The organism is Devosia indica, from assembly GCF_003056405.1.
Lineage (GTDB): Bacteria > Pseudomonadota > Alphaproteobacteria > Rhizobiales > Devosiaceae > Devosia > Devosia indica.
Window position 1 is genome coordinate 77,988 of sequence record NZ_PYVZ01000009.1, and the last position, 26,685, is coordinate 104,672.

The 26,685-nt window shown below is 63.0% G+C and carries 20 protein-coding genes and 1 pseudogene; 1 reads left to right on the plus strand and 20 read right to left on the minus strand.

Annotated features, from left to right (window positions below; all coding sequences use genetic code 11):
- The 16 genes and pseudogenes from DDE76_RS10445 to DDE76_RS10520 form a co-directional block, all read right to left on the minus strand.
- On the minus strand, positions 1-705 hold the full coding sequence (locus tag DDE76_RS10445; RefSeq protein ID WP_104892869.1) for an ABC transporter ATP-binding protein: 705 nt from the start codon (positions 703-705) through the stop codon (positions 1-3).
- On the minus strand, positions 706-1,476 hold the full coding sequence (locus DDE76_RS10450) for an ABC transporter ATP-binding protein (protein ID WP_245891876.1): 771 nt from the start codon (positions 1,474-1,476) through the stop codon (positions 706-708).
- 119 nt (positions 1,477-1,595) lie between these two features.
- On the minus strand, positions 1,596-1,958 hold the full coding sequence (locus DDE76_RS10455; RefSeq protein ID WP_104892867.1) for a methylglyoxal synthase: 363 nt from the start codon (positions 1,956-1,958) through the stop codon (positions 1,596-1,598).
- Between the two features lie 73 nt (positions 1,959-2,031).
- Positions 2,032-3,297 (minus strand): annotated as a pseudogene (locus DDE76_RS10460) (protoglobin domain-containing protein); the annotation flags it as partial.
- 82 nt (positions 3,298-3,379) lie between these two features.
- The gene (locus DDE76_RS10465; RefSeq protein ID WP_104892865.1) at positions 3,380-4,990 is read right to left on the minus strand and encodes a globin-coupled sensor protein; all 1,611 of its coding nucleotides are present in this window, start codon (positions 4,988-4,990) and stop codon (positions 3,380-3,382) included.
- Between the two features lie 140 nt (positions 4,991-5,130).
- A complete protein-coding gene (locus DDE76_RS10470) occupies positions 5,131-6,873 on the minus strand; it encodes a methyl-accepting chemotaxis protein (RefSeq protein ID WP_104892864.1) in 1,743 nt (580 codons plus the stop codon).
- A 301-nt stretch (positions 6,874-7,174) separates the two neighbouring features.
- Entirely contained in the window at positions 7,175-9,601 is a 2,427-nt protein-coding gene (locus DDE76_RS10475; protein WP_104892863.1) for a methyl-accepting chemotaxis protein, read from the minus strand.
- Between the two features lie 291 nt (positions 9,602-9,892).
- Positions 9,893-11,968 carry a methyl-accepting chemotaxis protein gene (locus tag DDE76_RS10480; RefSeq protein ID WP_245891877.1) on the minus strand — a complete coding sequence of 692 codons (2,076 nt, stop codon included), beginning with the start codon at positions 11,966-11,968 and terminating at the stop codon, positions 9,893-9,895.
- Between the two features lie 261 nt (positions 11,969-12,229).
- Complete coding sequence (locus tag DDE76_RS10485) at positions 12,230-14,311, minus strand: methyl-accepting chemotaxis protein (RefSeq protein WP_245891878.1); 2,082 nt, start codon at positions 14,309-14,311, stop codon at positions 12,230-12,232.
- A gap of 213 nt (positions 14,312-14,524) precedes the next feature.
- On the minus strand, positions 14,525-16,609 hold the full coding sequence (locus tag DDE76_RS10490) for a methyl-accepting chemotaxis protein (RefSeq protein ID WP_245891879.1): 2,085 nt from the start codon (positions 16,607-16,609) through the stop codon (positions 14,525-14,527).
- Positions 16,610-16,753: 144 nt separating this feature from the next.
- Positions 16,754-19,282 (minus strand): methyl-accepting chemotaxis protein, encoded by a 2,529-nt coding sequence (locus DDE76_RS19920; protein WP_104892862.1) that lies wholly within the window; start codon positions 19,280-19,282, stop codon positions 16,754-16,756.
- 252 nt (positions 19,283-19,534) lie between these two features.
- On the minus strand, positions 19,535-19,924 hold the full coding sequence (locus tag DDE76_RS10500; RefSeq protein WP_104892861.1) for a response regulator: 390 nt from the start codon (positions 19,922-19,924) through the stop codon (positions 19,535-19,537).
- A 112-nt stretch (positions 19,925-20,036) separates the two neighbouring features.
- Positions 20,037-21,095, minus strand: a complete 1,059-nt coding sequence (locus DDE76_RS10505) for a chemotaxis-specific protein-glutamate methyltransferase CheB (RefSeq protein WP_198650888.1) — start codon at positions 21,093-21,095, stop codon at positions 20,037-20,039.
- Positions 21,095-21,934, minus strand: coding sequence for a CheR family methyltransferase (locus DDE76_RS10510; RefSeq protein WP_104892859.1), 840 nt, complete (start codon positions 21,932-21,934; stop codon positions 21,095-21,097). The genes DDE76_RS10505 and DDE76_RS10510 overlap by 1 nt, the downstream gene beginning before the upstream one ends.
- A gap of 34 nt (positions 21,935-21,968) precedes the next feature.
- A complete protein-coding gene (locus tag DDE76_RS19820; protein ID WP_210200313.1) occupies positions 21,969-23,459 on the minus strand; it encodes a methyl-accepting chemotaxis protein in 1,491 nt (496 codons plus the stop codon).
- A 174-nt stretch (positions 23,460-23,633) separates the two neighbouring features.
- Positions 23,634-24,224 carry a chemotaxis protein CheD gene (locus tag DDE76_RS10520; protein ID WP_104892857.1) on the minus strand — a complete coding sequence of 197 codons (591 nt, stop codon included), beginning with the start codon at positions 24,222-24,224 and terminating at the stop codon, positions 23,634-23,636.
- A gap of 166 nt (positions 24,225-24,390) precedes the next feature.
- Between DDE76_RS10520 and DDE76_RS10525 the strand changes: the two genes are divergently transcribed.
- Complete coding sequence (locus DDE76_RS10525; RefSeq protein ID WP_157955754.1) at positions 24,391-24,744, plus strand: hypothetical protein; 354 nt, start codon at positions 24,391-24,393, stop codon at positions 24,742-24,744.
- A 120-nt stretch (positions 24,745-24,864) separates the two neighbouring features.
- Here the strand turns inward: DDE76_RS10525 and DDE76_RS10530 are convergent, their stop codons facing one another.
- From DDE76_RS10530 to DDE76_RS10545, 4 genes are all read right to left on the minus strand, one after another.
- On the minus strand, positions 24,865-25,071 hold the full coding sequence (locus tag DDE76_RS10530; RefSeq protein WP_104892855.1) for a hypothetical protein: 207 nt from the start codon (positions 25,069-25,071) through the stop codon (positions 24,865-24,867).
- Between the two features lie 10 nt (positions 25,072-25,081).
- On the minus strand, positions 25,082-25,270 hold the full coding sequence (locus DDE76_RS10535; RefSeq protein ID WP_104892854.1) for a putative motility protein: 189 nt from the start codon (positions 25,268-25,270) through the stop codon (positions 25,082-25,084).
- A gap of 92 nt (positions 25,271-25,362) precedes the next feature.
- Positions 25,363-25,971: a rhomboid family intramembrane serine protease gene (locus tag DDE76_RS10540; protein ID WP_198650889.1), complete on the minus strand. Its 609-nt coding sequence runs from the start codon at positions 25,969-25,971 to the stop codon at positions 25,363-25,365.
- A gap of 113 nt (positions 25,972-26,084) precedes the next feature.
- A complete protein-coding gene (locus DDE76_RS10545; RefSeq protein WP_104892852.1) occupies positions 26,085-26,678 on the minus strand; it encodes a cob(I)yrinic acid a,c-diamide adenosyltransferase in 594 nt (197 codons plus the stop codon).
- Positions 26,679-26,685: the final 7 nt, after the last annotated feature.

The following is a 26,685-nucleotide window of genomic DNA, read 5'->3' on the forward strand; positions in this document are numbered from 1 at the left end:
TCAGCCCCCGAGGAAAGACTTGGCGACTTCGGGGTCGGCGATCAGCTCCGCCCCGGTGCCGGTGTAGCGGTTCTGCCCGCCAGCGAGCACGAACCCTTTGGACGCAAAGGCCAGGGCCTGGCGCGCATTCTGTTCGACCATCAAGATGCCCACGCCCTCTTCATTGACCCGCTGAATGGTCTCGAAGATCTCGATCACATAGCGCGGCGACAGACCCGCAGAGGGTTCATCCAGCATCAGGAGCTTGGGGCGGCTCATCAGCGCCCGGCCCATGGCCACCATCTGGCGTTGCCCGCCGGAGAGTTCGCCCGCCGGCTGGCGGCGTTTTTCGGCCAGCACCGGAAACATTTCATAGACCCATTGCATGGTCTCGGAAAAATCGTCCTTGCGGGTGAAGGCGCCCATTTCCAGGTTCTCTTCAACACTCATCGAGGTGAAGACGTTCTTTTCCTGCGGCACGAAGCTCAGGCCCTTGGGCACCAGCCGGTCGGGCAGCGAATTGGCGACATTCTCGCCCCCGAATTCAATGGTGCCGCCGGTCACCTTGAGCAGGCCGAAAATGGCCTTGAGCGTGGTCGACTTGCCCGCGCCATTGGGGCCGACAATGACCCCGATATCGCTTTTCTCGATGGCCATGTTGACGCCATTCAGAATAGGCGCGCCGCCATAGCCGCCAACGACGTGCTTGAGTTCGATCAAAGCCATCTATTCGGCCTCCACAGGGGTGCCGAAATAGGCTTCGACGATGGCCGGATTGGCGCGGATTTCCGCCATTGGACCCTCGGCGATCTTTTCGCCCTGCGCCATCACGATGACCGGATCGCAGAGCCGCCCGATCAGATCCATGTCGTGCTCGATGACAAAGAAGGTGTAGCCCAGCTCGCGGTTCATCCGCTCGATATTGGAGGCCAGGTCATTGAGCAGCGTCTTGTTGACGCCGGCCGCCACCTCGTCGAGCAGCACGATCCTTGCATCGACCATCATGGTGCGGCCCAGTTCGAGCAGTTTCTTCTGCCCGCCCGAGAGATTGCCGGCCAGCTCGTCGCGCACATGGCCGAGCTTGAGAAAATCGATGACGTCCAGCGCCTTCTTGCGCACCTCGGTCTCGCGCGAGCGCACCAGGCCGGGCCGGAACCAGGTATCGAGCAGATGCTCGCCCGGCTGGTCGCCCGGCACCATCATCAGGTTTTCCAGCGCCGTCATCTGCGAAAATTCATGCGCGATCTGGAAAGTGCGCAGCATGCCGATGCGGAACAGGCGGTGCGGCGGCAGGCCGGTGACGTCTTCGCCATCAAAGATCACCTGGCCTTCATCGGGCACGATATTGCCGGCCACCATGTTGAACAGGGTGGACTTGCCAGCACCATTGGGGCCGATCAGCCCGGTGATCGAGCCGCGCCGGACCGATAGCGAGCAATTGTTGACGGCGGTGAGGCCGCCGAAATGTTTCGAGACGTTGCGAACGTCGATAACCAAGTCTGAGGACAAGTTGAATTTAGCCCCGGTTTCCTGAATGCCTGTGCGCCCGGTTCAATCCGGGCAATTTTGGGGCATCTGCTCACAAGAGCGCGGCAATATCAACCTTCTGCTAACCCTCAGACCGCCGCCAATACGGCGTCTGCTGTGGATTTGTTGTTGGCCAGGGGCACATCATAAAGCGTGGCCAGGCGCGTCAGGGCCTTGACGTCCACATCATGGGGCTGCGCCGAAAGCGGATCGATAAAGAAAATCAACACATCCAGCCGCCCTTCGCAGATCATGGCGCCAAGCTGCTGATCGCCGCCCAAGGGGCCGCTTTTGAGCAGGCTGACGGCAAGTCCGGTTGCCGCCGTGATCCGGCTGCCGGTGGTGCCGGTGCCCCAGAGCTCGTGCTGTTCCAGCTTGTCCTTATGCGCTTCGGCCCAACGACAGAGATCGTCCTTCTTGTCGTCGTGAGCCACCAGACCGATGCGCGCCATTGCAAATGCCCTTGTTGAATTCTGCTGGCGTCTTCATGCCCGCCAACGCGCAAAAGGGCAATGGAGTGTGCGACTATCCCGCGTGCCAGTGAGCGGCCAGCGCGGTCTGGTCGTGATCGGGAAAGGCCACGGTCTCCCCTGCCGGCGCTGCATCGGGCGCAAAGGCAGCCGCAAGGTCGGCAAAGGCCCCGGCCGCCAGCAGGGCGTCGCGCACACCCTGCAGCGCGACCTGGCTCCTCTCCCCATCCGCCGTCAGCGCAGCACTGAGCCCAAGCGCTTGCGTGGTCATCGCCTCAAGAGCGGCAAGCTGCGCCCGCGCTGCCTTGGCAGCGGGAGCAATGGACGGCGAATCCTCGGCCGCCGAACCGGTCAGGCGCTCCAGCGCTGCCTGCAATGCGGCAAGGCGACCGGTCACCTCGTCCTGCCGGCCAGCCGATTGCAGCCGATGCGCCCGAAACTGGCCGGACAGGCGACCCAGACCCGCAGACAAGGCGCGCACGGCTTCGTCCTCGCCCTGGGCGGCCAGCAATTGCGCGCTCAGATGCAGGGCATCGAGCTGTTCGGCAAACCCATCCAGGGCCCCGGCATCGGCCTGTCGCGCCGCGTGCGCAGCCTCAAGCGCCGCCGCCGCTTTGCGCACCCCGGCGCCCTTGCGCTGCACGGCCTTATCATGGCGCGCCGCCGCATCAAGGTCCGCACAAAGCTGCTCGGCGAGCGGGACCTGCCCGGCCAGCTTGTCGGCCAGCGCTGCGCCGATCTGGCCTTGCTCATCCCGCGCGGCGGTCAGTGCTGCAGCATGTGTCGCCATATCGGCAGCGGCGCCGTGCATGGCTATGCTCGAGCCGTCGAGATCCGCGATCAGCGCCGTCACCTTGTCGGCAAGCCGCTCGGCTCCCGCGTAGAGCGGCGCCAGATCAGGGTCTGTCGGCGCGGGGGCATCGTCATGCCTTTGGCCATCGGCTGCCAGTTCCAGGGTCTGACCGGCCTGTTTTACGGCCTGGCGCAGCCGCTGGCGCTGCACCTCGGCATTGTGAAGTCCTTCCTCCCGCAGTTTGGCGATATAGCCCGAGAGGCTGAGATCAATGTCGAGCAACACACCGGCCAACAGCGTCGCCAGGCCTTCGCCAATCGCCTCGGCCACCCGCAGCACCCCCGCCTCGTCCGGCCGCCCGAACAGCCCCAGTGCACCCCGCCGGGATTGCAGCGCTGCTGCCATGCCGTCCTGGATGACGCCCTTGACCAGGGCATCGACGAGGCTGGCATAGCTGCCCACATGCCAGCGTGTCTCAAGCCCGATCCGGGCGTGACGCAGCCCCATGCGCCGCGCGGCTTCGGCAAACCCGGCAGGGTAAACATCATGGTTAACAAATCCCTAGCGGAGTTTACGTATGGGCTGGCGGCTGCTTGCGCCCCGTTCGCGGCTAGAAGGCTTCCCAGTCATGGGCCAGCGCCGTATTGCCCAAGCTGCGGGGTGCCGGGCGCATTGCCGGCGCAGGCTTGGACGGCGCTTGCGGCCGTGGCAGCGACGTGGTGCTGTCCTCGACCCGGAACACATCAACGATCCGGTCGAGCTCGCTGGCCTGGGCCTCGGTCTGCTCGATGGCCGCATTGGTTTCTTCCACAAGCGCCGCGTTGTGCTGGGTCATTTCGTCCATGGTCCGCACCGCCACGGTCACTTCTTCAAGCGCCTGCGACTGCTCGCTATTGGCCCGGGCGATGGTGTCGATCAGCGCCGCGCTCTCCTCGGCGCGGGTTTGGATGTCGAGCAAGGTCTCGGCGGCGCGCGCCACCAATTGGGTGCCGTTTCGCACCTCGCCAGCGCTGGCATCGATCAATTGCTTGACGTCGCTGGAGGCCTGGGCGGCGCTCTGCGCCAGGCGGCGCACTTCCACCGCGACCACGGCAAAGCCCTTGCCGGCTTCGCCGGCCCGCGCCGCTTCCACCGACGCGTTGAGGGCCAGCAGATTGGTCTGGAAGGCGATGTCGTCGATCATTCCGATAATGTTGGAGATCTTGCCCGAGGAGGTTTCGATGGCGCCCATGGCCTGATTGGCCTCACCCATCACCGCGCCGCCTTCGGTCGCGCTGCGCGACAATTGGCGGGCCGTGTCGCTGGCGGTTGCGGCCCGCTTGGCATTTTCCACCACCGCCGTGGATAGCTGCTCGACCGACGCGGAGGTCTGTTCGATGGTTGCGGCCTGCCGCGTGGTGCGGTCGGCCAGATCATTGGCGCCGGACAAAATTTCCCCCGTCGCTGTCTTGAGCGAGCGGGACGTCTGCTGCAATTGCCCGACGATCTCGGTCAGTCGTTCGGCCACCGCATTGGTGTCCTGCTTGATCTGGTCGAATTCGGGATCGAGGGTCTCGGTCACCCGGCTGGTGAGATTGCCCTGAGCCACGTCACGCAGCACCGCCCCGGTCGCGGCGACGGCCTTGTCGATTTTTGCGCGCGCTGCGTCATCGGCCTGCCGCGCATCGGCGGTCAGCTTGTCGAAATAGGCGGAAACCCCAATGTCGACATCGAGCAGCATGGATTTGAGCACCGCCACCAGCATATCGGCCATGGCATCGGCATCGGCCAGCACGGCTTCGGCCTTGCGCGGCACGGAACGGCCGAAACGGCTTTTTTCCGGCTCAAGCGCTGCCGCCATGGTGTCATGCACGAGGCCCCGGACCAGCGTTTCCATGATCACGCCATAGCCACCAATATGCCAGCGCGGCTCCAGCCCGATCTTGGCATGGCGCAGGCCCACCTTGCTGCTGGCTTCCATATAGGCCTGGTCCAATTGCCCCGTCGCAATTGCCGACCAATGGCCAAGCTGCTTGGATTTGGCCCGATCCATCTGTGGCTTGCCATCAAAGAAGCGAGCCACCGCCGGCACTTCGGCGATCTTGGCATAAAACCGGGTCAGGGCCGGTTCGAGATGAGCCTCGATCAGCGGCTGGGCGCGGGCCATGCTGCCCCGCGCCTCTTCATCAAGACCGATAAAGTCGAGACGGGACTGGAGAAGGTCGGCGGTATCTGAGGTCATGGCGAGCGGCTTCCAGATTGGTGTCTGTGACGTTCTGTGCCGATCGAGATTCCCAAATCTTGATCTGGATCATAGTCACGGAAAACATAACCAATCGTGGTAAAGGATCGGTTATCGCGTGGCATATGCAGGGCCTTTAGCTAGGCTTCCACCCAGTCTCCGCCCGCCACTTTGCGCAGGCGCGGCGCCGCTGGGCGCGCCGGCTCAGGCACGGCCGCAAGCTGCCCGCTGCGGAACACCGCCACGATCCGGTCCAGTTCTCCGGCCTGGGCCTCGGTCTGCTCGATGGCGGCATTGGTCTGTTCCACCAGAGCTGCATTGTGCTGGGTCATCTCATCCATCTGCCGGACGGCCACGGCCACTTCTTCAAGCGCGCCGGACTGGTCGCGATTGGCCGTCGCGATGGCGTCGATCAGCACCGCGCTTTCCTCCGCCCCGGTCAGAATGTCCTGCAGGCGCTCGGCAGCACGGTTGACCAGTTGCGCCCCGCTCCGCACCTCGCCGGCGCTTGCTTCGATGAGCGCCTTGACATCCGCGGAGGCACTGGCCGCGCTCTGCGCCAGCCGCCGCACTTCCACCGCAACCACCGCAAAGCCCTTGCCGGCGTCACCGGCCCGCGCCGCTTCAACCGAAGCGTTGAGGGCCAGCAGATTGGTCTGGAAGGCAATGTCGTCGATCATGCCGATGATGTTGGAGATCTTGCCCGACGAGGTCTCGATGGCGGTCATCGCCTGGGTGGCGTCATTCATCACCACGCCGCCCTCGGTGGCATTTTGCGACACCGCGCGCGCCTTCTCGCTGGCCGTTGCCGCGCGCCTGGCATTGTCTGCCACCGCGCTCGACAATTGTTCCACCGCCGCCGAGGTTTCCTCGATCGTGGCCGCTTGCTTGGTGGTGCGCCCGGAAAGATCATTGGCGCCTGAAAGGATTTCCGCAGTGGCCGTGCGCAGGGCGCCCGAGGCCTGGCGCAGGCCAGAAACGATGTCCTCGAGCTGCTCCAACGAGGAATTGAAGGCCTGGCGCAATTGTTCGTACTGACCGGTGAACTGATGGTCGATGCGGCCGCCCAGATCCCCCTTGGCCATGCGCGCCAGGCTCGAGGTCAACTCGGCGATGATCCCCTCGGCACGTTTGCGCTCGGTGATATCGGTGGCGAACTTGACCACTTTGACCACCCGCCCGGCGGCATCGAGCACCGGATTGTAGCTGGCCTGGATCCACACTTCCTTGCCATTCTTGCCGAAGCGCTGGAACTCGGCGGCCTCGAACTGACCAGCCCGCAGGCGTTCCCAGAACTGGGCATATTCGCTGGAGCGCGCATAGTCGGGGTCGCAGAACATGGAATGGTGCTGGCCCACGATCTCGTCCAGCCGGTAGCCGACCGTGGTCAGAAAATTCTCGTTGGCCTCAATGATGGTGCCATCGAGATTGAAGGCAATCACCGCCTGTACCCGCGAAATGGCTTCGATCTGCGCCGCCAGATCGGCCGAGCGCTGCGTCTGCTCGGTAATGTCGGTGGCAAACTTGATGACCTTGACCGGTTTGCCGGCAGCGTCGAACACCGGGTTGTAGCTGGCCTGGATCCAGACTTCGCGCCCACCCTTGGCGAAGCGCTGAAAGGCTGCCGACTTGAACTGGCCCTCGGCCAGATCGGCCCAGAAACTCTTGTACTCCGCGCTCCTGGCATAATCCGGATCGCAGAACATGGAATGGTGCTGGCCCGCAACCTCATCCAGCCCATAGCCCATTGCATTGAGGAAATTCTCGTTGGCCGTGATGATCGTGCCATCCAGCGCGAATTCGATCACTGCCTGGCTGCGCGAGATCGCCGCCACTTTTGCCGCATTGTCACGATGGCTTCTGCCAAAGGAGATCCCAACCATGTCCGCCTCTCAACCCCCGCCACCCGAACCGCAACAGGGTGGCTTGTTCATCAAGGCTGCGACCACAAAGTTAACAAAACTATTTCGTGATCGATAATGGATTTCCCTATTGCAACGTTCTTTTGAAATATTTCTGTCAAAAAATATCCAATATACGCTAACCGATTAGGTCACATACGGATATTTCCCATTGCGCCGGGAAGATAGACTGCAGGATTAATTTGCAGCATATAAGTCATCTTCCGACAATACTTGCAGGAGCCGGTCTGCATTGCTGCAAACCGGCCCGAGCAAGATTTCCTCAGAACTCGTCCCAGTCGGCCGAGATGGCGGCATTGCCCTGGGTGAGATAGGCGCTGGCGGCCTGCTGCACTTTTTTGGCCGGACCCGGGCGCGGCGCGGCAGGACGCGCGGCCCTGGGTGCAATTGGTGCCAGGCTGACGCCGTCCTCGGCGGCATCGGTCTTGAACACGGCCACGATCCGGTCGAGTTCACTGGCCTGGGCCTCGGTCTGCTCAATAGCTGCATTGGTCTGTTCCACCAGAGCCGCATTGTGCTGGGTCATCTCGTCCATCTGGCGGACGGCCACCGTGACCTCCTCGATGGCCGACGCCTGTTCGCGGCTGTCCCGGGCAATGCCCTCCATCAGGCTCGAATTGGACTTGGCCGCTTCGAGCATGGCTTCGAGCTTGGCCGCTGCATCAGCCACCAGCTTGGTGCCTGCGCCCACCTCGCCCGAGGAGGTTTCGATCAGCGCCTTGACGTCAGACGAGGCTTCGGCGGCGCTCTGCGCCAGCCGCCGCACTTCCACGGCAACCACGGCAAAGCCCTTGCCGGCCTCGCCTGCCCGGGCCGCCTCGACCGAAGCGTTCAAGGCCAGCAGGTTGGTCTGGAAGGCGATATCGTCAATTAGCCCGATAATGTTGGAAATCTTGGACGAGGACGTGGTGATCCGCTCCATCGCCTCGGTCGCCTGGCTCATCACCACGCCCCCTTCTTCTGCCGTCTGGCTGACGGTCTGGGCAATGGCATTGGCATCGCGTGCCCGGTCCGCATTCTGCAGCACCGTGGTGGCAAGCTGTTCCATGGCCGCCGAGGTTTCCTCGATGGTGGCCGCCTGCTTGGTGGTCCGTTCGGAGAGGTCATTGGCCCCAGAGAGAATTTCACCGGTCGCCGTCTTGAGCGTGCGCGACGTGGTCTTGAGCCCGCTCACCACCTCCGAGAGCGTCTCGGCCACGGTATTGGTATTGTGCTGGAGCTGGGCAAAGGCGCCCTTATAATCGCCTTCCATGCGCAGGGTCAGGTCGGTGCGGGCCAGGGCTTCGAGCACCTTGCCCGTTTCACTGACGCCCTGATCGACTGTCTCGACCAGCGAATTGACCGAACCAGCCAGGCTGTTGAGCTCGGCATCTGGGAAGCTGGCATTGACCCGCTTGGTGAAGTCACCGGTAATGGCAGCATCCACCACCTCACCGAAGGCGAGCTGCAATTCGCTCATCATCGCCTGGCGCGCCTGCTGGTCGGCAATGATCCGGGCCGCCTCCGCTTCGGTCATCTGGCTGATCCGGAGGCCGTTTTCGCGGAACACTTCCACGGCCCGGGCCATGCCACCGATTTCGTCCTTCTGGGACTGGTGGGGGATCTCGACATCATATTTGCCCTCGGCCAGCACACCCATCAGATCGGTCATCCGGCGGATCGGCTTGGCAATCACCCCGGCCCCGAACCACACGGCGACCAGAATGCCTGCCAGCAGCACCGCGGCAGAGACCAGCGCCATGTTGCGCATGCTGTCGACCCCGGCATAGATCGTGGCGGTCGGCACCGTCATCACCATGGTCCACTGTTCGGGAACCCCAGCAAAAACCAGCGGGCTCGTGACCACATGGGTTTCCACGCCCTGCTCGTTCACATAGCTCATGCCCTGTGACATCAGTTCGGTATCCAGCAGGGCAGCAGAAATATCAGGGGCCAGCTCCTGCCCGACAAGGCTCGGGTCGGGATTGGCAACCCAGGTATTGGCATCGCTGACCAGCATGACCGAACCGACCTCGAAAGGCCGCAACTCGGAAATCACCGCGCCAATGGTGCCCAGCGTCAGGTCGGTGGTCAGGATGCCTGCCGGCTGGCCGTTCTTGTGCACCACCGCGCTGATGGTGCTCATCAACACATCAACCCCATCAATGGCATAGGTGTAGGGTGGGGTCAGGACGGTGCGATCTTCACGCAAGGGCAGATCGTACCAGCCTTCCGTGCCCGCTTCGGGCGACATGTCGAGCTGCTCGACGCTGACCTTGCCCCCGGCCTGGGTAAAATAGGGTACGAAGCGCCCAGTGCTGTCCGAATAGGGATGACCGACATAATCAGCATCCCGGCCATCGAGCGCGTTCGGGTTAAAAGCCAGGGTCATGCCCACCGCTGCCGGCTGGGCAAGCAGCGCTTGGGTCACCAGGCGCCCGAGCTGATCGCGGTCCACCGGTCCTTCGGCAATGACGCCTTCGACACCGGCAGCCAGGCTGTTGGTCTGGGCAATGACATTACCCAGGCGCCCTGCGGCCAGTTGATTATACTGGCCCAACAGCGCCCGGGCCCGTTCTTCGGCTTCCGTGCCGGCCGTCTGATACATCAGATACAGGCCGCCGGCGATCAGGCCACCCATGGCCACCACGAAGAGAAGCCCGGCCCCCAGGACCAGCTTGATCTGAATCGACAGGTCGCGAAATTTCATCTGGCTTTTGCCCCGCTAGGCGCGCCTTCTGGCCGCCGGAATGCCCCTGCGTCGCCCATGCAGAACCGGTTCCGCTCGAAAACGGTCAGGGCCTGCCTGCATCTGGAAAGACTTGCGACGCCTTTCGACTGAAATCCGGCGTTGCGGCCGGATGGTGTTCTCTAGGTCTGCGTCCATCACCAGAAATAGCGCGCCGACGTTAAGAGGCGGTAAAGCAATCGGTCAGCGTTCTGAGGAAATGAGAAAGGGGGCGCAGAGCGCCCCCTTGACTCAAGCCGCTATGCCAAAGGCTCAGAATTCGTCCCAATCGGCGGCGATGGCCGCATTGCCCTGGCTGAGATAGGCCTTGGCGGCCTTCTGCGTGGGTTTGGACGGCGCCGGATGTGCCTGGCGTGGAGCCGTTGCCGGGGCCGCCATCAAGTCCATCCCGCCCTGATCGATGGCGAAAATCTCCACGATCCGGTCAAGCTCGGTGGCCTGGGCCTCGGTCTGTTCAATGGCCGCATTGGTCTCTTCCACCAGCGCCGCATTGTGCTGGGTCATCTCGTCCATGGTCCGCACAGCCGCGGTCACCTCCTCGATCGAGGTGGCCTGCTCGGCGCTGTCGCGGGCAATGGCTTCGAGCGACTGGGTGTTTTCGCGGATCGCCTCGAGCATGCTGGCCAGCTTGCCGGCCGCTTCACCCACCAGCTTGGAGCCAGTGGTGACCTCGCCGCTCGACTGCTCGATCAGCGCCTTGACGTCCGAAGACGCGCTGGCCGCGCTCTGCGCCAGGCGCCGCACTTCCACCGCCACAACGGCAAAGCCCTTGCCGGCATCCCCGGCGCGGGCCGCTTCCACCGACGCATTGAGCGCCAGCAGATTGGTCTGGAAGGCGATATCGTCGATCATGCCGATGATGTTGGAGATCTTGGCCGAGGACGCGGTGATCCGCTCCATGGCCTCGTTGGCCGCATCCATCACCTGCCCGCCTTCTTCGGCGGTCCGGGTCACCTGCGAGGCGCTGGCACTGGCCTGCTTGGCGCGCTCGGCATTGCTCAGCACGGTGGAAGCGAGCTGCTCCATGGCCGCCGAGGTTTCTTCAATCGTCGCCGCCTGCTTGGTGGTGCGTTCGGACAGATCATTGGCACCGGAGAGAATTTCGCCGGTTGCCGATTTGAGCGAGCCCGAGGTCCGGCGCAACTGCAGGACCACCTCGGTCAGCTTCTCGCCCACCGCATTGATGTCGGACTTGAGCTTAGCAAAGGCGCCTTCATACTGCCCCGTCATGCGGCGCGTCAGGTCGGTATTGGCCATGGCGCCAAGCACCTCGCCCACTTCGGCCACGCTGCGATCGAAGGTCTCGACCAGATTGTTGACGCTGCCGGCCAGGCTGTTGAGTTCTGCATCGGGGAATTCGGCATGCACGCGCTTGGTGAAATCACCCGAGACCGCAGCATCGACCACTTCGCCGAACGCGGCCTGCAGCTCGGTCATCATCAGCCGGCGCTTTTCTTCATCAGCCACGATGCGGGCGGCTTCCGCCTCGGTCATCTGGCTCACCCGCAGGCCGTTCTCGCGGAACACTTCCACCGCCCGCGCCATGGCGCCCACCTCATTGCCCTTGTCGGTATAGGGCACATCGACCTCGTAATTGCCCTGGGCCACCACATCCATGGTCGCGGCCAGCTTTGGAATCGGCCGGGTTATCAGGCGCGAAGCGAGAAAGCCGATGGCGCCGAACGCGACCACGGCGGCGCCGCCGACCACACCGATCAGCCCGAGCACGGCATTGGCGGCAGCCTCCACATTGGCCATGGGCGTGCCCACAAAGATCGCACCCATCACCTCGCCATTGGTCTTCTGGATCGGCTGCAGCGCCGAATAATACTCGACCCCGTCAATCGTGATCTGGCCCAGCACCATTTCGCCGGCATTGAGACGGGTGACGACATCGCTATCGGCCGCCAGAATGCCGCCCACGGCGCGGGTCTCCGCATCTGCCATCAGGCTGGTCGTCTTGGCGACCATGTCACCGGTTGCCGGATCGGTAACATAGATGGCCGCATCCTGCTTGGTGACGCGGGTCACCGAGTCGATCACCTCGGTATCGTAGAAGGGCGGGATGGCCCAGCTCTGGAAGGAGCCGATGGTGCCCTCTTCGCTCCAGCTCAGCACGGAACCGGAAATGCGGCGCTCAAGAATGGTGGCGGCCACGCCCAGATTGGTTTCCTGCTGCACTTCGCTGTCCGCCATGGACTGCGCATGCAGGTTCAAATAGATCGCGGTCGAAACCGCGGCGATCGAGCCAATGATCGACAACATGACCAGAACCATGATGGTGGTGGTCATGCGCACATTTCCCAGAAAGCGCGCAATTTGCTTCATAGCGGTTCTCCCCCGTTCGGACCCGGCCTTCCTTCTGGAAACACTTCCGGAACCGGCCCACAGGCGAAACACGCTATGAGAAACTATTTACCGAAAACTGTACGGATTTTTCCGGAATCGATTTCGGTCGACAATGCGCGACAAAAAAATGGGCAATTCGCTATCTTTTGCCCAGCTTGAGCGCGGTCGCGGGCCAGAATCAGTCTCTTTTGCTTTTTCTCCGCACCGCGCCCGCAACTGATTCTGTCCGCCCGGATGCGCCTAGAACTCACTCCAGTCCGGCTCAAGCGCGGCGTTTCCCTGTGCCAGATAGGCCGCTCCGGCGGTCTGCATGCGCGCCTTGGCACTGGGCGCTTCTGGCTTCACTGCAGCCTTCGGCAGGCTCGGCGCGACCGTCTCACCGACATGAAACACATCAACGATCCAGTCGAGCTGGGTGGCCTGCGCCTCGGTCTGCTCGATCGCCGCATTCATCTCCTCGACCAGCGCGGCATTGTGCTGGGTCATCTCGTCCATGGTGCGCACCGCCGTATTGACCTCCTCGATGGACGAGGCCTGTTCGCGGCTTTCATTGGCGATCGAGTGCATCAGATCATTCGAGGTACGCGCCGCTTCAAGAATGGCAGTGAGCTTGGCCGCTGCGTCGGCCACCAGGCGCGATCCACCCCTGACCTCGTCGGCGCTCTGCTCGATCAGCGTCTTGACCTCGCTTGAGGCCTGTGCCGCGCTCTGCGCCAGGCGCCGCACTTCCACGGCCACAACGGCAAAGCCCTTGCCCGCTTCGCCCGCCCGCGCCGCTTCCACCGAGGCATTGAGGGCCAGCAGATTGGTCTGGAAGGCGATGTCGTCGATCATCCCGATAATATTGGAGATCTTGCCCGAGGAGGTGGTGATCCGCTCCATGGCATCGGTCGCCTGGGCCATCACCTGCCCGCCATCCTCGGCGGTCTGGGTAACCTGGGCCGCACTGCGGCTGGCATCCTGGGCCCGCCCGGCATTGGTGAGGACGGTGGCGGCAAGCTGCTCCATGGCCGCCGAGGTTTCCTCAATGGTCGCCGCCTGCTTGGTGGTGCGTTCCGAGAGGTCATTGGCGCCCGAAAGGATTTCGCTGGTGGCAGTCTTGAGCGTGCCCGACGTGGCGCGCAACTGCCCCACCACTTCGCTCAGCTTGTCGGCCACCGCATTGGTGTCATCCTTGAGCCGCGCCAGCGCGCCCTCATAGTCTCCCTCCATGCGACGGGTGAGATCGGTATTGGCCATGGCACCGAGGACCGAACCAACTTCGGTCACGCCGCGATCAACGGTGGAGACCAGATTGTTGACGCTCGACGCCAGCACATTGAGCTCCTCATCCGGGAACTGGGTGGCGACGCGCCTGCCGAAATCGCCAGCCACGGCAGCATCGACCACCGCGCCAAAGGCACCCTGCAATTCGGTCATCATCTGGCGGCGGTTTTCTTCATCGGCAACGATGCGCGCCGCCTCGGCCTCGGTCATTTCGCTGACACGCAGGCCATTCTCGCGGAACACTTCCACCGCGCGGGCCATGCTGCCCACTTCATTACCCAGGTCGCGATAGGGCACATCGGTGTCATAGGCGCCTTCGGCAATCGAGCCCATGGCATTGGCAATACGCGGAATGGGGCGGATGATGACCAGGCTCACCGCATAGCCGATACCGGCCAGCACCAGCCCGGTGACCAGGGCGATCACGGCCAGAAACCCCATCATGTCGGTGACCGATTGCTCGATGGTCGCCACCGTCTCGCCGACAAACAGCGCACCGGCCAGTGCCCCATCCTCCCGGTTGACAGGGAAATAGGCCGAATAATAGCTCTGCCCTGCAAGTTCTTCCTCGCCGAACCAGCCTTCGCCCGCGCTCAGCGCCGCCTGCACCGGCCCCGCGGGATCAATGACGCGGCCCTTCAGGCTCTCCCCGTCTGCGTCGTGCAGCGTGGTGGTGTTGTTGACCAGTTCGCCACTGTCCTTGTCGGTGATGTAGATCGCAGTCTCGGCCCCGGTGACGCGCGCAATGCCGTCGACCAGCTCGGTATCGAAAAAGGGCAGCAGCGCCCAGCCGGTCACCTGGCTCATGGCGCCGTCCTCGGTCCAGTGGACCACCGTGCCGCCCTTGTTGTTGGTGGCCGCGGCAAAGATGGTCGCCGCCGTCTTGAGATTGGTCTCCTGCCGGTCCCGCCCCTGTTGCATCATCGTGGAGGAGAAGCTGAGATAGACCGCCGTGGCCACCACGCCGATAGAGACCACGATGGCCGCCATCACCAGACCCGAAATCTGGAATCGCAGACTCAGACGACCGAACAGACGAGAACCCAACCCAAACATGCTTGCCCCCAAGCGTTACACCTTGGGGCCAGCATAGGAGCTTCAAATTTAATCAAGTATTACAGCAACTTAGTTAGTACGCATTTTCATTTTGCGGGTCCCGCACTGTAAATATTCCGCTCAAACGACCCGATAATGCCGCTCCTTTACAGCCTTGGCGGGCATTTTCAGAAAAGCCACCCCATTCTGACGCCTGTTCCGCGCGGCGGCTGGCTAGAATTCGTTCCAATCGGCATCGATTGCGGCATTGCCCTGGCTGAGATAGGTGCGGCTCGCCGCCTTGAGGCGGGGGCCAGGCGTGGGAACCCGGGGCGTGTCCGCGACGGCCACCGGATCGGCGGCGCGCAGGGGGGCATCCGCCTGTGCGTCCACCTGGAACACATCAACGATCCGGTCAAGCTGGGTGGCCTGCGCCTCGGTCTGCTCGATCGCCGCATTCATCTCCTCGACCAGCGCGGCATTGTGCTGGGTCATCTCGTCCATGGTGCGCACCGCCGTATTGACCTCCTCGATGGACGAGGCCTGTTCGCGGCTTTCCGAAGCGATGGAATGCATCAATTCGTTCGACGCGCGGGCCGCCTCGAGAATGGCGTCGAGCTTGGTGGCGGCATCGGCCACCAGGCGCGAGCCACCCTTGACCTCGTCGGCACTCTGCTCGATCAGCACTTTTACCTCGCTCGAGGCCTGCGCCGCAGATTGTGCCAGGCGCCGCACTTCCACGGCCACAACGGCAAAGCCCTTGCCGGCCTCGCCGGCCCGCGCTGCTTCGACAGACGCATTCAAGGCAAGCAGATTGGTCTGGAACGCGATGTCGTCGATCATGCCGATAATGTTGGAGATCTTGCCCGAAGAGCTGGTGATCTTCTCCATGGCGCCGGTGGCATCGGCCATCACCTGACCACCTTCTTCTGCCGTGCGCGTGACCACGCTGGAGCGCTGGCTGGCATCCTGCGCCCGTTCCGCATTGCTAAGCACGGTCGTAGCCAACTGTTCCATGGCCGCAGAGGTTTGCTCGATGGTCGCCGCCTGCTTGGTGGTGCGTTCCGAGAGGTCATTGGCGCCCGAAAGGATTTCACTGGTGGCGGTCTTGAGGGCCCCCGACGTGGCGCGCAATTGCCCCACCACGTCGCTGAGCTTTTCGGCCACCGCATTGGTGTCAGATTTGAGCTGCGCCAGCGCGCCCTCATAGTCTCCCTGCATGCGGCGGGTCAGATCGGTATTGGCCAGGGCGCCAAGCACCGAACCGACTTCGCTGACGCCGCGCTCGAAAGTCGCCACCAGATTGTTGACGCTGCTGGAAAGCGCGTTGAGTTCGGGATCGGGGAATTCCACATTGACGCGACGGCCAAAATCGCCGGCGGCGGCGGCATCGACCACCACGCCAAAGGCATCCTGCAATTCGCCCATCATGCGCTGGCGGTCTTCCTGGTCTGCCACGATCCGTGCCGCTTCGGCCTCGGTCATCTGGCTGACCCGCTGGCCGTTCTCGCGGAACACTTCGACGGCGCGCGCCATGGCGCCGATCTCATTGCCGCGCTCGACAAAGGGGACCTCGACCGCAAAATCGCCTGCGGCAATGGCATCCATGGTTTGCGCCAGCCTGGGAATGGGCCGGGTCAACAGGCGCGAGGCCAGAAGCCCGATTACGCCCATTATCACCAGCAGCACGCCGGCCATTGCAGCCAGTCCCGGCAAGGCTGCATTGGCAGCCGCATCGGCCAGGGCCACGTCCTTGCCAACCCAGAAAGCGCCGAGCAAGGTGCCATCGAGCTTGTAGATCGGATAGGCCGCTGCATTGTAGGTCGTGCCCTCTACCCTCATCTCCCCATGATAGGCTTCGCCCGATGCCAGGGTGGTGGCGGCCGGACTATCCGGGTCGAGCACGAAGTCGGTGATCCGCTCGCCTTCGGCCTCGGCCTCGAAACTGGTCGACTTGGCGATGAACTGCCCGGCCTCGTCGAGACTGAACACGATGGTTTCGCCGCCGGTGACCCGGGTCACCGAGTCCACCGCGCCAGTGTCGTAGAAGTTCGGGATGGAATAGGTGGTAAAGCTGACAATGCTGCCATCGTCCTCCGACCAGGTCAGCACAGAACCGGACAGCCGTTTTTCGTAGACCGTCGCAGCCGTCTTGAGATCGGCATCCTGCTGGGCAATTGCCTGACCCACGGCCTGCCCGCGCAGGCTGAGATAGGTGCTTGCGCTATAAGCAAGGATGGTCACCATGATGCTGGTCAGCAGCAAGGCGGCAATGGCTGTGGTCATGCGCATATGGCGCCAGCCCGTCAGAAATTTCATGGTTCCCCTCCCAACCCGATGCCGGGCCGCTCTGGCCTGGCTGCCAGAGGCTACCCTGTCGGGACTTAACGATAAGTTGATCTTGTATGGTAGTCGTCCGAACCTGAAAAAGGGCGCCGCCAAGCGCCCTTTCTCAAAGCTGGATCAGAACTCGCTCCACTCGGTATCGAGCGCCGCATTACCCTTGCTCAAATAGGACTTCGCGGCGGTGCTCAACTTGGCCTGCAAGCCACGCGCTCCCTGGGCAATGGCTTTGACCGGGCCTTTCGGCTCTGCGGGAGCCGAGATGCCAGGCGCCGCATTGCGCTGTTCGAGGGCAAAGATGTCAACGATGCGGTCAAGCTGGGTGGCTTGCGCCTCGGTCTGCTCGATCGAGGCGTTCATCTCCTCGACCAGCGCCGCATTGTGCTGGGTCATCTCATCCATGGTGCGGACCGCCGTGTTGACCTCGTCGATGGAGGCGGCCTGTTCCCGGCTTTCCCGGGCGATATTGTTCATCATTTCGCTCGAGGAACGAGCCGAGGTGAGGATTTCTTCCAGCCGGCCGGCGGCCTCGGCCACCAGTTTGGAGCCGCCCTTGACCTCGTCAGCGCTCTGCTCGATCAGCGCCTTGACGTCGCTCGAAGCCTGCGCCGCGCTCTGGGCCAGGCGCCGTACTTCCACGGCCACCACCGCAAAGCCCTTGCCGGCCTCTCCGGCGCGCGCTGCTTCCACCGAGGCATTGAGCGCCAAGAGATTGGTCTGGAACGCGATGTCGTCGATCAGCCCGATAATGTTGGAAATCTTGGCCGAGGACTGGGTGATCCGTTCCATGGCCGCGGTGGCCTGGCCCATGACCTGGCCGCCTTCTTCGGCGGTATGGGTCACCCCGGTGGCAACACCCGACGCCTGCTTGGCGCGTTCGGCATTGCTCAGCACGGTGGCGGCAAGCTGTTCCATGGCGGCCGAGGTTTCCTCGATGGTCGCCGCCTGCTTGGTGGTGCGTTCCGAGAGATCATTGGCGCCCGAGAGAATTTCCCCGGTGGCGGTCTTGAGGGTGCGCGAGGTGTCGCGCAACTGGCCCACAATATCGGTGAGCTTGTCGGCCACCGCATTGGTGTCGGCCTTGAGGCGGGCAAATGAGCCCTGATAATCGCCCTGCATGCGCTGGGTGAGATCGGTATTGGCCAGCGCCGAAAGCACCGTGCCGGTTTCGCTGACGCCCCGGTCGACCGTCTCGACCAGCCCGTTGACCGAGCGGGCCAGCGTATTGAGTTCGTCATCGGGAAATTCGGCCGTCACGCGCTGCGAGAAATCCCCGGCAATGGCGGCGTCGACCACCTGGCCAAAGGCCCGCTGCAAATCCTGCATCATCGCGGCACGCTCGGCCTGGCTGGCCACGATCCGGGCGGCCTCGGCCTCGGTCATCTCGTTGACCTTGAGCGCGTTTTCACGGAACACCTCGACGGCCCGGGCCATGGCACCGATCTCGTCGGCCCGGCGCGCACCCTTGACGTCGACCTCCAGATTCCCCCCCGCCAGCGCGTCCATGGTGTCGGTCAGGCGCGAAATCGGCTTGCTGATCGAGCGGGCAAAGAAGAAGCCGGCGACCGCCGCGATGGCGAGGAGAATCCCGCCCACAAGCAAGGTCATATTGCGCATCTGCACCACAGCGGCAAAGGCCTCGTCTTCCGGCTGGACGGCGGCAATCGCCCAGGTGACGTCATGCACGCTCACCGGCTGGGCCCGCACCACCATCGGCGCGCCGCGATAATCGGTGCTCAGGCCTTCCCCGGTCTCGCCGGCAAAGGCCCCGGCAATGACATCGGAAGTGAGGCTGGTGGCCAGCACATCGGCTTGCTCAGTGCGCGGGGATTCAGAGCGCAGCAGGCCATCCTGGCCCACCACCACCACTTCACCACTCCGGCCCAGCCCCGAAAGGCCGGACACAGCGGTGCTCATCACCTCCGGCGAGATCGCCAGCACCATCACGCCGGTGCTCTCATCGTTGCTGAAGACCGGCATGGCCATGAAGCTTTCCGGCGTCGCGGTGGGGCCATAGAGTGAAAAGTCCACAAAGGCGGCCTCGCCCGGGCCCAGATCCCTGGCCGCAGCGAAGGCCTGGCCAAGGCCCGAAGCCGCTGCGGTCGCGTCGTTGACGACGTTGGTGGCGAAATCAGTGTTCTTGGCGACCGAATAAACCACGTCACCAGCCGCGGAAATCATCAGCACATCGGTATAACCGCGCTCGAGCATGAGCGTGCGGAAACCGGGATGATAGCGCTTGTGCACCGGATCATAGCTGGCCCCCATGATGCCGACGCTATCAACCGCCGCGCGATCCTCGGGATTGGGGCTGTCGGTCACATAGGCCTTCTGCAACTGCGCTGCGGCCCGCTCCTTGAGCCCCATGCGCAACTCGTCCAGCGAACGGGTCATGTTCTGCATGGCCGTCACGGTATCGGAGCGCTGCACGAAAAGCCGCAGATCGACCTCGGCACTGGAATAATAGTCGCTGACCAGTGCACTGGCCGTGTTGAGCGAGGCCTGCATGGACTGGTCGCGCTGTTCCTGCACGGTCCCCAGGCCGATCAGATAGCTCGCAATACCCACGCCGGCGCTGACAATCAGCGCCGACCCCACCAGGGCCAGCGGCAATTTCTGGGCAATCCTGAGCTGCGGAATGAATTTCATTATGATTTGCTCCCCCTACGGCGACTGCTCCTCCAGGTCAGCAACGAGCCGGGCGGCCCCTGCGCAGGCAGTCACGCAACGCGAACGCGTTGTCATGGAAACGATACCGGCACAGGCTTAATCACTTCTTACGGACAAGTGCGGATCGCCCAATTATTAGGCAAATGCTTGTCAGGGAAGCATTTTCCAAAAAAAGCACAACGCCCCCGCTGCGACAGCGGAGGCGTTGCCGGGTTCCAGAGGCGCGACCGATCAAGTCAGCGCGCCGATCACCGCCTCGATCCGCTTCTTCATTGTCGACGCATCAAACGGCTTGATGATGTAATTGTTCACGCCAAAGGAAATGGCTTCCTTGACCTGTTCCTTGTCCGAGCGGCCCGTCGCCATGATGAAGGGCATGGCCTGTGTTCGGGGATGCTTGCGGATCACCTTGAGCAGGGTCAGCCCGTCAATATCTTCCATGTTCCAGTCGGAAATGATCAGATCGACATTGGACTTTTCAAGCTTGCCCAGGGCATCGCGCCCGGATTTGGCTTCGATGATGTCCTTGAACCCGAGCTGGGTCAGGATGTACTTACAGATCCCGCGCATGGACTGCTGGTCATCAACGATCAGGACGCTCACAGCGCTCGCTTTTGGCATGGTTGTTCTTACCTCTACGCGCCTGCGGCCTTCGGGCCGCACTTGACTCAAACTCTATGGGTCAAGCGTTACAATTCTCTCAACTGCGCCATTGGCATTCTCGCTTGACCGTTCACGCGGCGGATTTGAGCTTGACCAGCGCATTGGCCAGCTTGGCTGCGATCTGTTCCACCGGCGCCTGCTCGACCACCGCACCTTCCTCGAAGGCAACGCGCGGCATGCCATAGACCAGTGCCGAAGCCTGGCTCTGCCCCACCGTATAGGCGCCCGCATCGCGCATGAGCTTGAGGCCCCTGGCACCATCGCGGCCCATGCCGGTCAGGATGGCGCCGACCGCCATCGGCCCGACCGTCCTGGCGACCGACTCGAACAGCACATCGACGCTGGGACGGTGCCCGCTTTCCAGCCCCTCCTGACCCAGGCGGCACTTAAGCTGCCCCGAAGAGCGCTCGACCCGCAAATGATAGTCGCCGCGGGCCACATAGGCATGGCCCGGCTTGAGCACCATGCGGTCCTCGGCTTCCTGCACGGTCAGCGCGCATAATTCATCCAGCCGCGCGGCAAAGCGACCGGTAAAGCCGGCCGGCATGTGCTGGGCAATGACCACCGGCGGACAATCGGCCGGCAGCTCGGACAACACGGCGCGGATCGCTTCCACCCCGCCGGTCGAGGCGCCAATGGCGATCAGCGCGCCCTCGGGCGCAGCGGCGGTCTTGAGCGGCATCTTGCTGGTCTTGGGAACCTCGGCCCGGCTGGCCGATCGGCCGCGCACATCGGACTTGGCCGCGGCGCGAATCTTGTCGCGCAGGCCGACACCGAACGCATCGAGCCCGCCGGCAAATTCGGCACTGGGCTTGGCAACGAAGTCGACAGCACCCAGTTCGAGGGCCAACAGCGTTTCGCTTGCCCCCTTCTTGGTCAGCGTCGACACCATCACCACCGGGGTGGGCCGCAGACGCATCAATTTTTCAAGGAATGCCAGCCCGTTCATGTTGGGCATCTCGATATCGAGCGTCACCACATCGGGATCGAGGGTCTTGATCTTCTCGCGCGCATCGATGGGATCGGTGGCGGTACCCACCACATCGATATCGCCATCCCGCGTCAGCATGCGGGCGAGAACTTCGCGGATAAGCGCCGAATCGTCGACGACCAGGACCTTGATGCTCATCATGCAGCTCGTTTGTTCAGTTTTTCACGCGACTGGTAGATCGTCTTGCCCACCAGCCGGAAGCCCTCGCCACCTGAGCCCAGGTTTTCCGAGTGGCCGATGTAAAGGAAGCCTTCAGGCGCGAGCATCTTGGAAAAGCGTCCAAACATCTCGCCCTGGGTCGGCTTGTCGAAGTAAATCGCCACATTGCGGCAGAAGATGGCGTCGAACGGCCCCTTCATCGGCCAGGGACCGATCAGATTGAGCGGCTTGAACGCGACCAGTTCGCGGACATTGGCCGGAATGCGGATCGCGCCTGCCGTGCGTTCGAACGGACGCGCCCGCTCTGCGGAAAGACCATTGAGCTCGGTTTCCGGATAGACCCCGCCCGCCGCCTTGGCCAGCACAGCCGTGTCGATGTCTGTGGCCAGGATCTTGAAGTCCCAGCGCTTGAGCTCGGGAAAGCCAGTAAGCAGGTCCATGCCGATCGTATAGGGCTCCTGACCTGTCGAGCAGCCGGCCGACCAGATGCGCAGCCGCGTGCCGCGCGGCCGTTCGGCGATCAGCGTGCCCACATAGTCCCGCAAATGGTCGAAATGGTGATCTTCGCGATAAAACCGCGTCAGATTGGTGGTCAGCGCATTGACGAAATCCTGCCCGTCCTTCTCCGATCCGCTGCGTTCCAGATAATCGACATAGGCGTCAAAGCTGGGCAATTGCAGCGCGCGCAGGATTTTGGAGAGCCGGGACACGACCAGCGTGCGCTTGGCATCGCTGAGCGAAATACCGGCAACGGAATAGACCCGTGCCTTGATACGAGCGAACTCCCGCTCGCTGAGGGCATATTCCCCCTGTTCCATGCAACCACCCTTTTTGTCCCGGACTTCTTCCGGATTAACTGGCGGCGCGCTGGTCGAACGCGATCTCCTGATCGGCGATTTCGACCACCGGCCCTGGCGACGCCAGGGACACCGAACCGGCTCCCTTCGTCTCCCCTTCGGCCGCGATACTGACCGACCCATTGCTTAGATTGCGTAAATTCTCTTGCAGTTGGGCGGTGATTTTTTGCAGTCCCCCGGCCTCATCGAGCCCGATCCGCGCCTGCGCCCGCCCTTTGTCGGCGATCACGCGGATATCCTTGGCGCTGCGATTGGTGACCTGGGCCAGTTGGCGCACCTCATCAGCCACCACAGCAAAGCCCGCCCCCTTCTCGCCGGCGCGCGCCGCTTCCACCGCCGCGTTGAGCGCCAGAAGATTGGTGCGGAACGAAACATCCTCGATCCCGGCGGTCATGGTGTCGATTTCCCGGGCCATGCGATCGATCTCGCTGACCAGCGTGCGGGTGCGGCCCGCCGCCTCTTCGGCCTGCCGGGCCAGCGATTGTGCCGTCTCGTTGCGCGTTTTGGCAGCAGCCAGCTCAGCCTCAAGCACCGCCATCTTCTCAACGCCCGCAGCCAAGGCCGCCCGCGCAGTCTCCGCCGATTTTTCGGTGGCGGCCGCTCGCGCCTCGAACTGGGCCAGCAGATCCTTGACCGAGGCGAGCCGGGTTTCGAGCGCCACCCGGGCCTGGGCTTCGTCACGCTGCTGCTCATCAAGCCCCGAAAACAGCTCGATCACCATCTGCGCTTCTTCTGCAAGCGGCAGGTCCTGAACATCGGCGGTCCTGCCATCCATGACGGCGCGCAACTGGTTCACGCCATCGTCCAGCGCCGCCAGGGCCGTGTTGATCTCCCGCAGCACGGGCTGGCTGGCCACCGCCTCGTCCTCGAACCGGAAGCCGGTGCGCCCCTGCCGCAGCGCGGCGAGCATCAGGTCAAACCGGTCATCCTCGATGAAATAGCCCGCTGGCTGCAGTTCAAGCGCATACCGCCCCGATGGCAAGGCCAGGCGCTGGGCGACGAAGCGCCGCTGATCGAGCAGCACCAGCGCTTCCTCGGGCGCCCCACCACCAGTTTCGAGATAGCCGGCACCAAACAGGCCATCAAGGGTTTCGCCTTCCCTTGCGCCGGGCGCCAGACGCTCCATGCCACGACTTGATGCCAGGATGACGCCATGCTCGTCGACCACCATGAGTGGCGCCTCGAGCATGCCGATGGCCGCCCGGAAATGATGCGCCTTTTCCAGCCGCTTACCCAGTCGCGCAACAATGCCGCCAATGGACAAAGCCTCGCCCGAGCGGTCGGACAGGCCCGCTGCCTGAACCACGGCCGCCAGGCGCTGCGCCTCGCGCTGGTCGAAGAGAAAGCCCCCGACCACGCACCCGGCAATGCCAAGGCCGACAAGGCTTCCAACCGCCGTGAACCAGGTCGCGCCCGGCCCGATCGCCAGCAGCAGCCCGCCGGCACTTGCGCCCAATAATGTCCAGAGGCCGGATGCGGCCAGCATGAGACGCAATCCCCGGCGGGGGGCACGCGAATCAACACTAAAAACGGCACGGTCCGACATGGCCGGACCCTATCCGAATAATGGTTAATCAAATCTATAAAGGCTGGCGCGACGGTAAGACTTTCGTAAGCCCGACTTGTCCGCGCCAAGAAGCGCCCAAGAAAAGGCCGGCAACTAGAACAGTTCGATATCGTCCACCGGCGCCGGCACGACGACGCGACGCCGTGCAATCGCCAGTTCTTCCTGCGCCACATTGGCCCCCGCGTCGCTGTCGAGCCGTTTGACAAAGGCCCGTCCGGAATGGGGTTTGAACAGCACGCGGCGGGCAAAACTGCCACCCAGATCCTCGCTGGTGGCCACATAGCCCTCATCGATCAGGAACTGGCGCACGAATTCTATATTCTTGGCGCCGACATCATCGAGCGCCGAATTGATCTTGCCGCCCCCGAAGATCTTGATTTCGAGGTTGGCCTTGCGGCCCGATCCTTGCGAGAGCACCTTGTTGATCAGCTGCTCCATGGCAAAGGCGCCATATCGGGCCGATGCACCGTAGCGGTCTCTGGCCGAGCCCGACTGCTCGGCGAGCAGGAAATGGTTCATCCCACCAACCAGGGCGACCCGGTCACGGACGCAGGCCGAAATGCACGATCCCAGAACAGTCGAGAAGGTTACGTCCGCAGCATTGGACACATGGCAATCGCCTTGGTGAACCGTTGTCACCACACCACGATCGAACTCGGGTGGCAGGGTATTGGTCGGGGGCATGTCGTCTAGGTCTACCTCTGCGGGCGAATTGGTTCGGATGTTAGAGGTAAACTCGTTAGCCAATTGCTAACCACGACCTACGAGTTCGCTGGCGATGTCCGATCGAGCAAGGAGAGGTTTAGAAATAGCGCTATAGGGTTGGCCAATCAGGGCCAGGGAATATTCAATGTCACTGCAGAAACTCGCACGAGAATTGGACGAGACGGCGCGGCAGACCGCTTCCATGCTAGAAGGCATCACAGAAGCGCTCGAACTGCTCGCCGACACGCAAATCAGCAAGGACCCGAGCGTTCGGGAAGCCGTGCAACTCATTGTCACGGCCCTGCAGGGCCAGGACCGGATCGAGCAGCGCTGCCACAACATGGCGCTGGCCGTGCGCCAGTTTGCGCTCTTGCCGCCGACGGCTCCGGATAGCGTCTATGACGAAATCTGGGCCAGCCTGACTCTGGACGAATTGCGCGTACCAGCCCTCTCCGGCATTGCCGCCCATTCCAGCCATGGCGACGCCGAACTGTTCTAGCTCTTTCAACCCGCTCTGTTTTTTTTGCTCTTTTTAGTACGCTGGCGCCTTGTGCGCCTTTTTGCGTTTTTTGAGAGGTACGAACCTCAGGCACATGCCGGGATATGACCCGGCGCGCCGCTAGATCAGCAGATCAACCTCCGCGCCATTGATAGGCGCTTCGGCCGGCTTTGTGGCGAGGGGTGAGGTGGCATTGTGCGCCTGGGCTTGCTGCAATTCGGCGCGCAGGCGGGCAACTTCGAGCAGATGGCCAGCTTGCGGGACCTCGCGTTCATGCACCATGCGGTTGATCATCACGGATGGGGATATGCCGATACCGGTGCCCATCGCACCGGCCTCAGGCCTGCTTGTCGATCTTGAGCCCCTGGCCCGGCGGGGGCGCCGGTGGATTAAGGGCCGTCTGCATCAAGGAATTGAGCAGGTTCGACTCCATCTCATGGGCCTTCTTGAACACGGCAATCTGCACCGAATTCTGCGTCAGCGCCGTTTGTGCGGTCAGCAAATTGGTGGAGAGATCGGTGTTCAACGGTCCGGTCCTGATGGTTGCATCGCCCTTAGACTAGTTAAGCCGGGTTAAGATTTTGTTGGCCGGTTGTCCGCATTTGCGAACAATTGGGTCTAGCGCCCACCAAACAGTGGCACCTTGCGGCTCTTGAAGAGGGGCGCCAGCACAAGGCCCGCAGCGAATCCGCCCAGATGCGCCCACCAGGCCACCGGCTCGTCCGAGCCCATCACGACAAAGAAGAGCTGTGTGGCGATCCAGAAGCCGAGCATCCAGAAGGCGGGCACGGGCAGCGGAATGAGCCAGACAATGCGGGCCAGCACGAAGACCCGGGCGTGGGGATAGAGCAGGATATAGGCCCCCATAACCCCGGCCACGGCACCCGAAGCGCCGATCAGCGGACCATTGCCATCAAGATTGAACAGCAGATGAGCAAGGGCCGCCAGAACCGCGCAGGCGAGATAGAAGACCAGGAACTTGAAGTGCCCGAATGCGTCTTCAATATTGTCGCCGAACACCCAGAGGAACAGCATGTTGGAAAGCAGGTGCAGCCAGTCGGCATGCAGGAACGCATAGGTCACCAGGTTCGCCCAGTCCGGCAACCACGGCACCGGCTGGGGATAGAGATCGCGCACCACGATCGGGATCATGCCGAAATCGATAGTTGCCTGATCAAAAGCTGCCGGGGGCAGAACCGACTGGATCAGGAAAACCAGGATCGTCACGCCCATCAGCCCATAGGTGACGAAAGGGAAATCGACATGGCGGATGGGGTTGGTGTCATGCAGGGGCAGGAACAGGGCCGGTCTCCAATGCTGCGCGAATAGAGCTGGGCGGCTCAGCCTTTTGCCACGTCACCATAATTGCCCGGCACCCACAAGACATCGCCCGCGCCATTGTTGTTGGCCACCCGGCCAAGCACGAAAAGCAGGTCCGAGAGGCGGTTGAGATAGCGCAGTGGTTCCACGCTGGTCTCGGGTTCGGCCTCGAGCAGCGCTGCAACCAGCCGCTCCGCCCGCCGGGTCACGGTGCGGGCCAGATGCAGCGAAACCGCCAGGGGGGTGCCACCGGGCAGGATGAAGCTTGTGAGCGGCTGGAGAGCAGCGTTGAACTGGTCAATCTGCTGCTCAAGCCAGATGGTCTGGACCGGCCGGATGCGCAGGCTCGGATAGTCCGCATCGGGGGCATCGGCGCCTGGTGTCGCCAGGTCGGAGCCAAGATCGAACAGATCGTTCTGAATGCGCGAGAGCACGGCATCGATCCGCGGCCGAGTGGACGAGGTCAGGCGGGCCTGGCCGATAAAGGCATTGGCTTCCTCAACCGTACCATAGGCCTCGACCCGCAGATCATGCTTGGCGCGACGAGGCCCCCGGACCAGCCCCGTGGTGCCGGCATCGCCGGTGCGGGTGTAGATCGTGTTGAGCTTGACCATTGCGCCC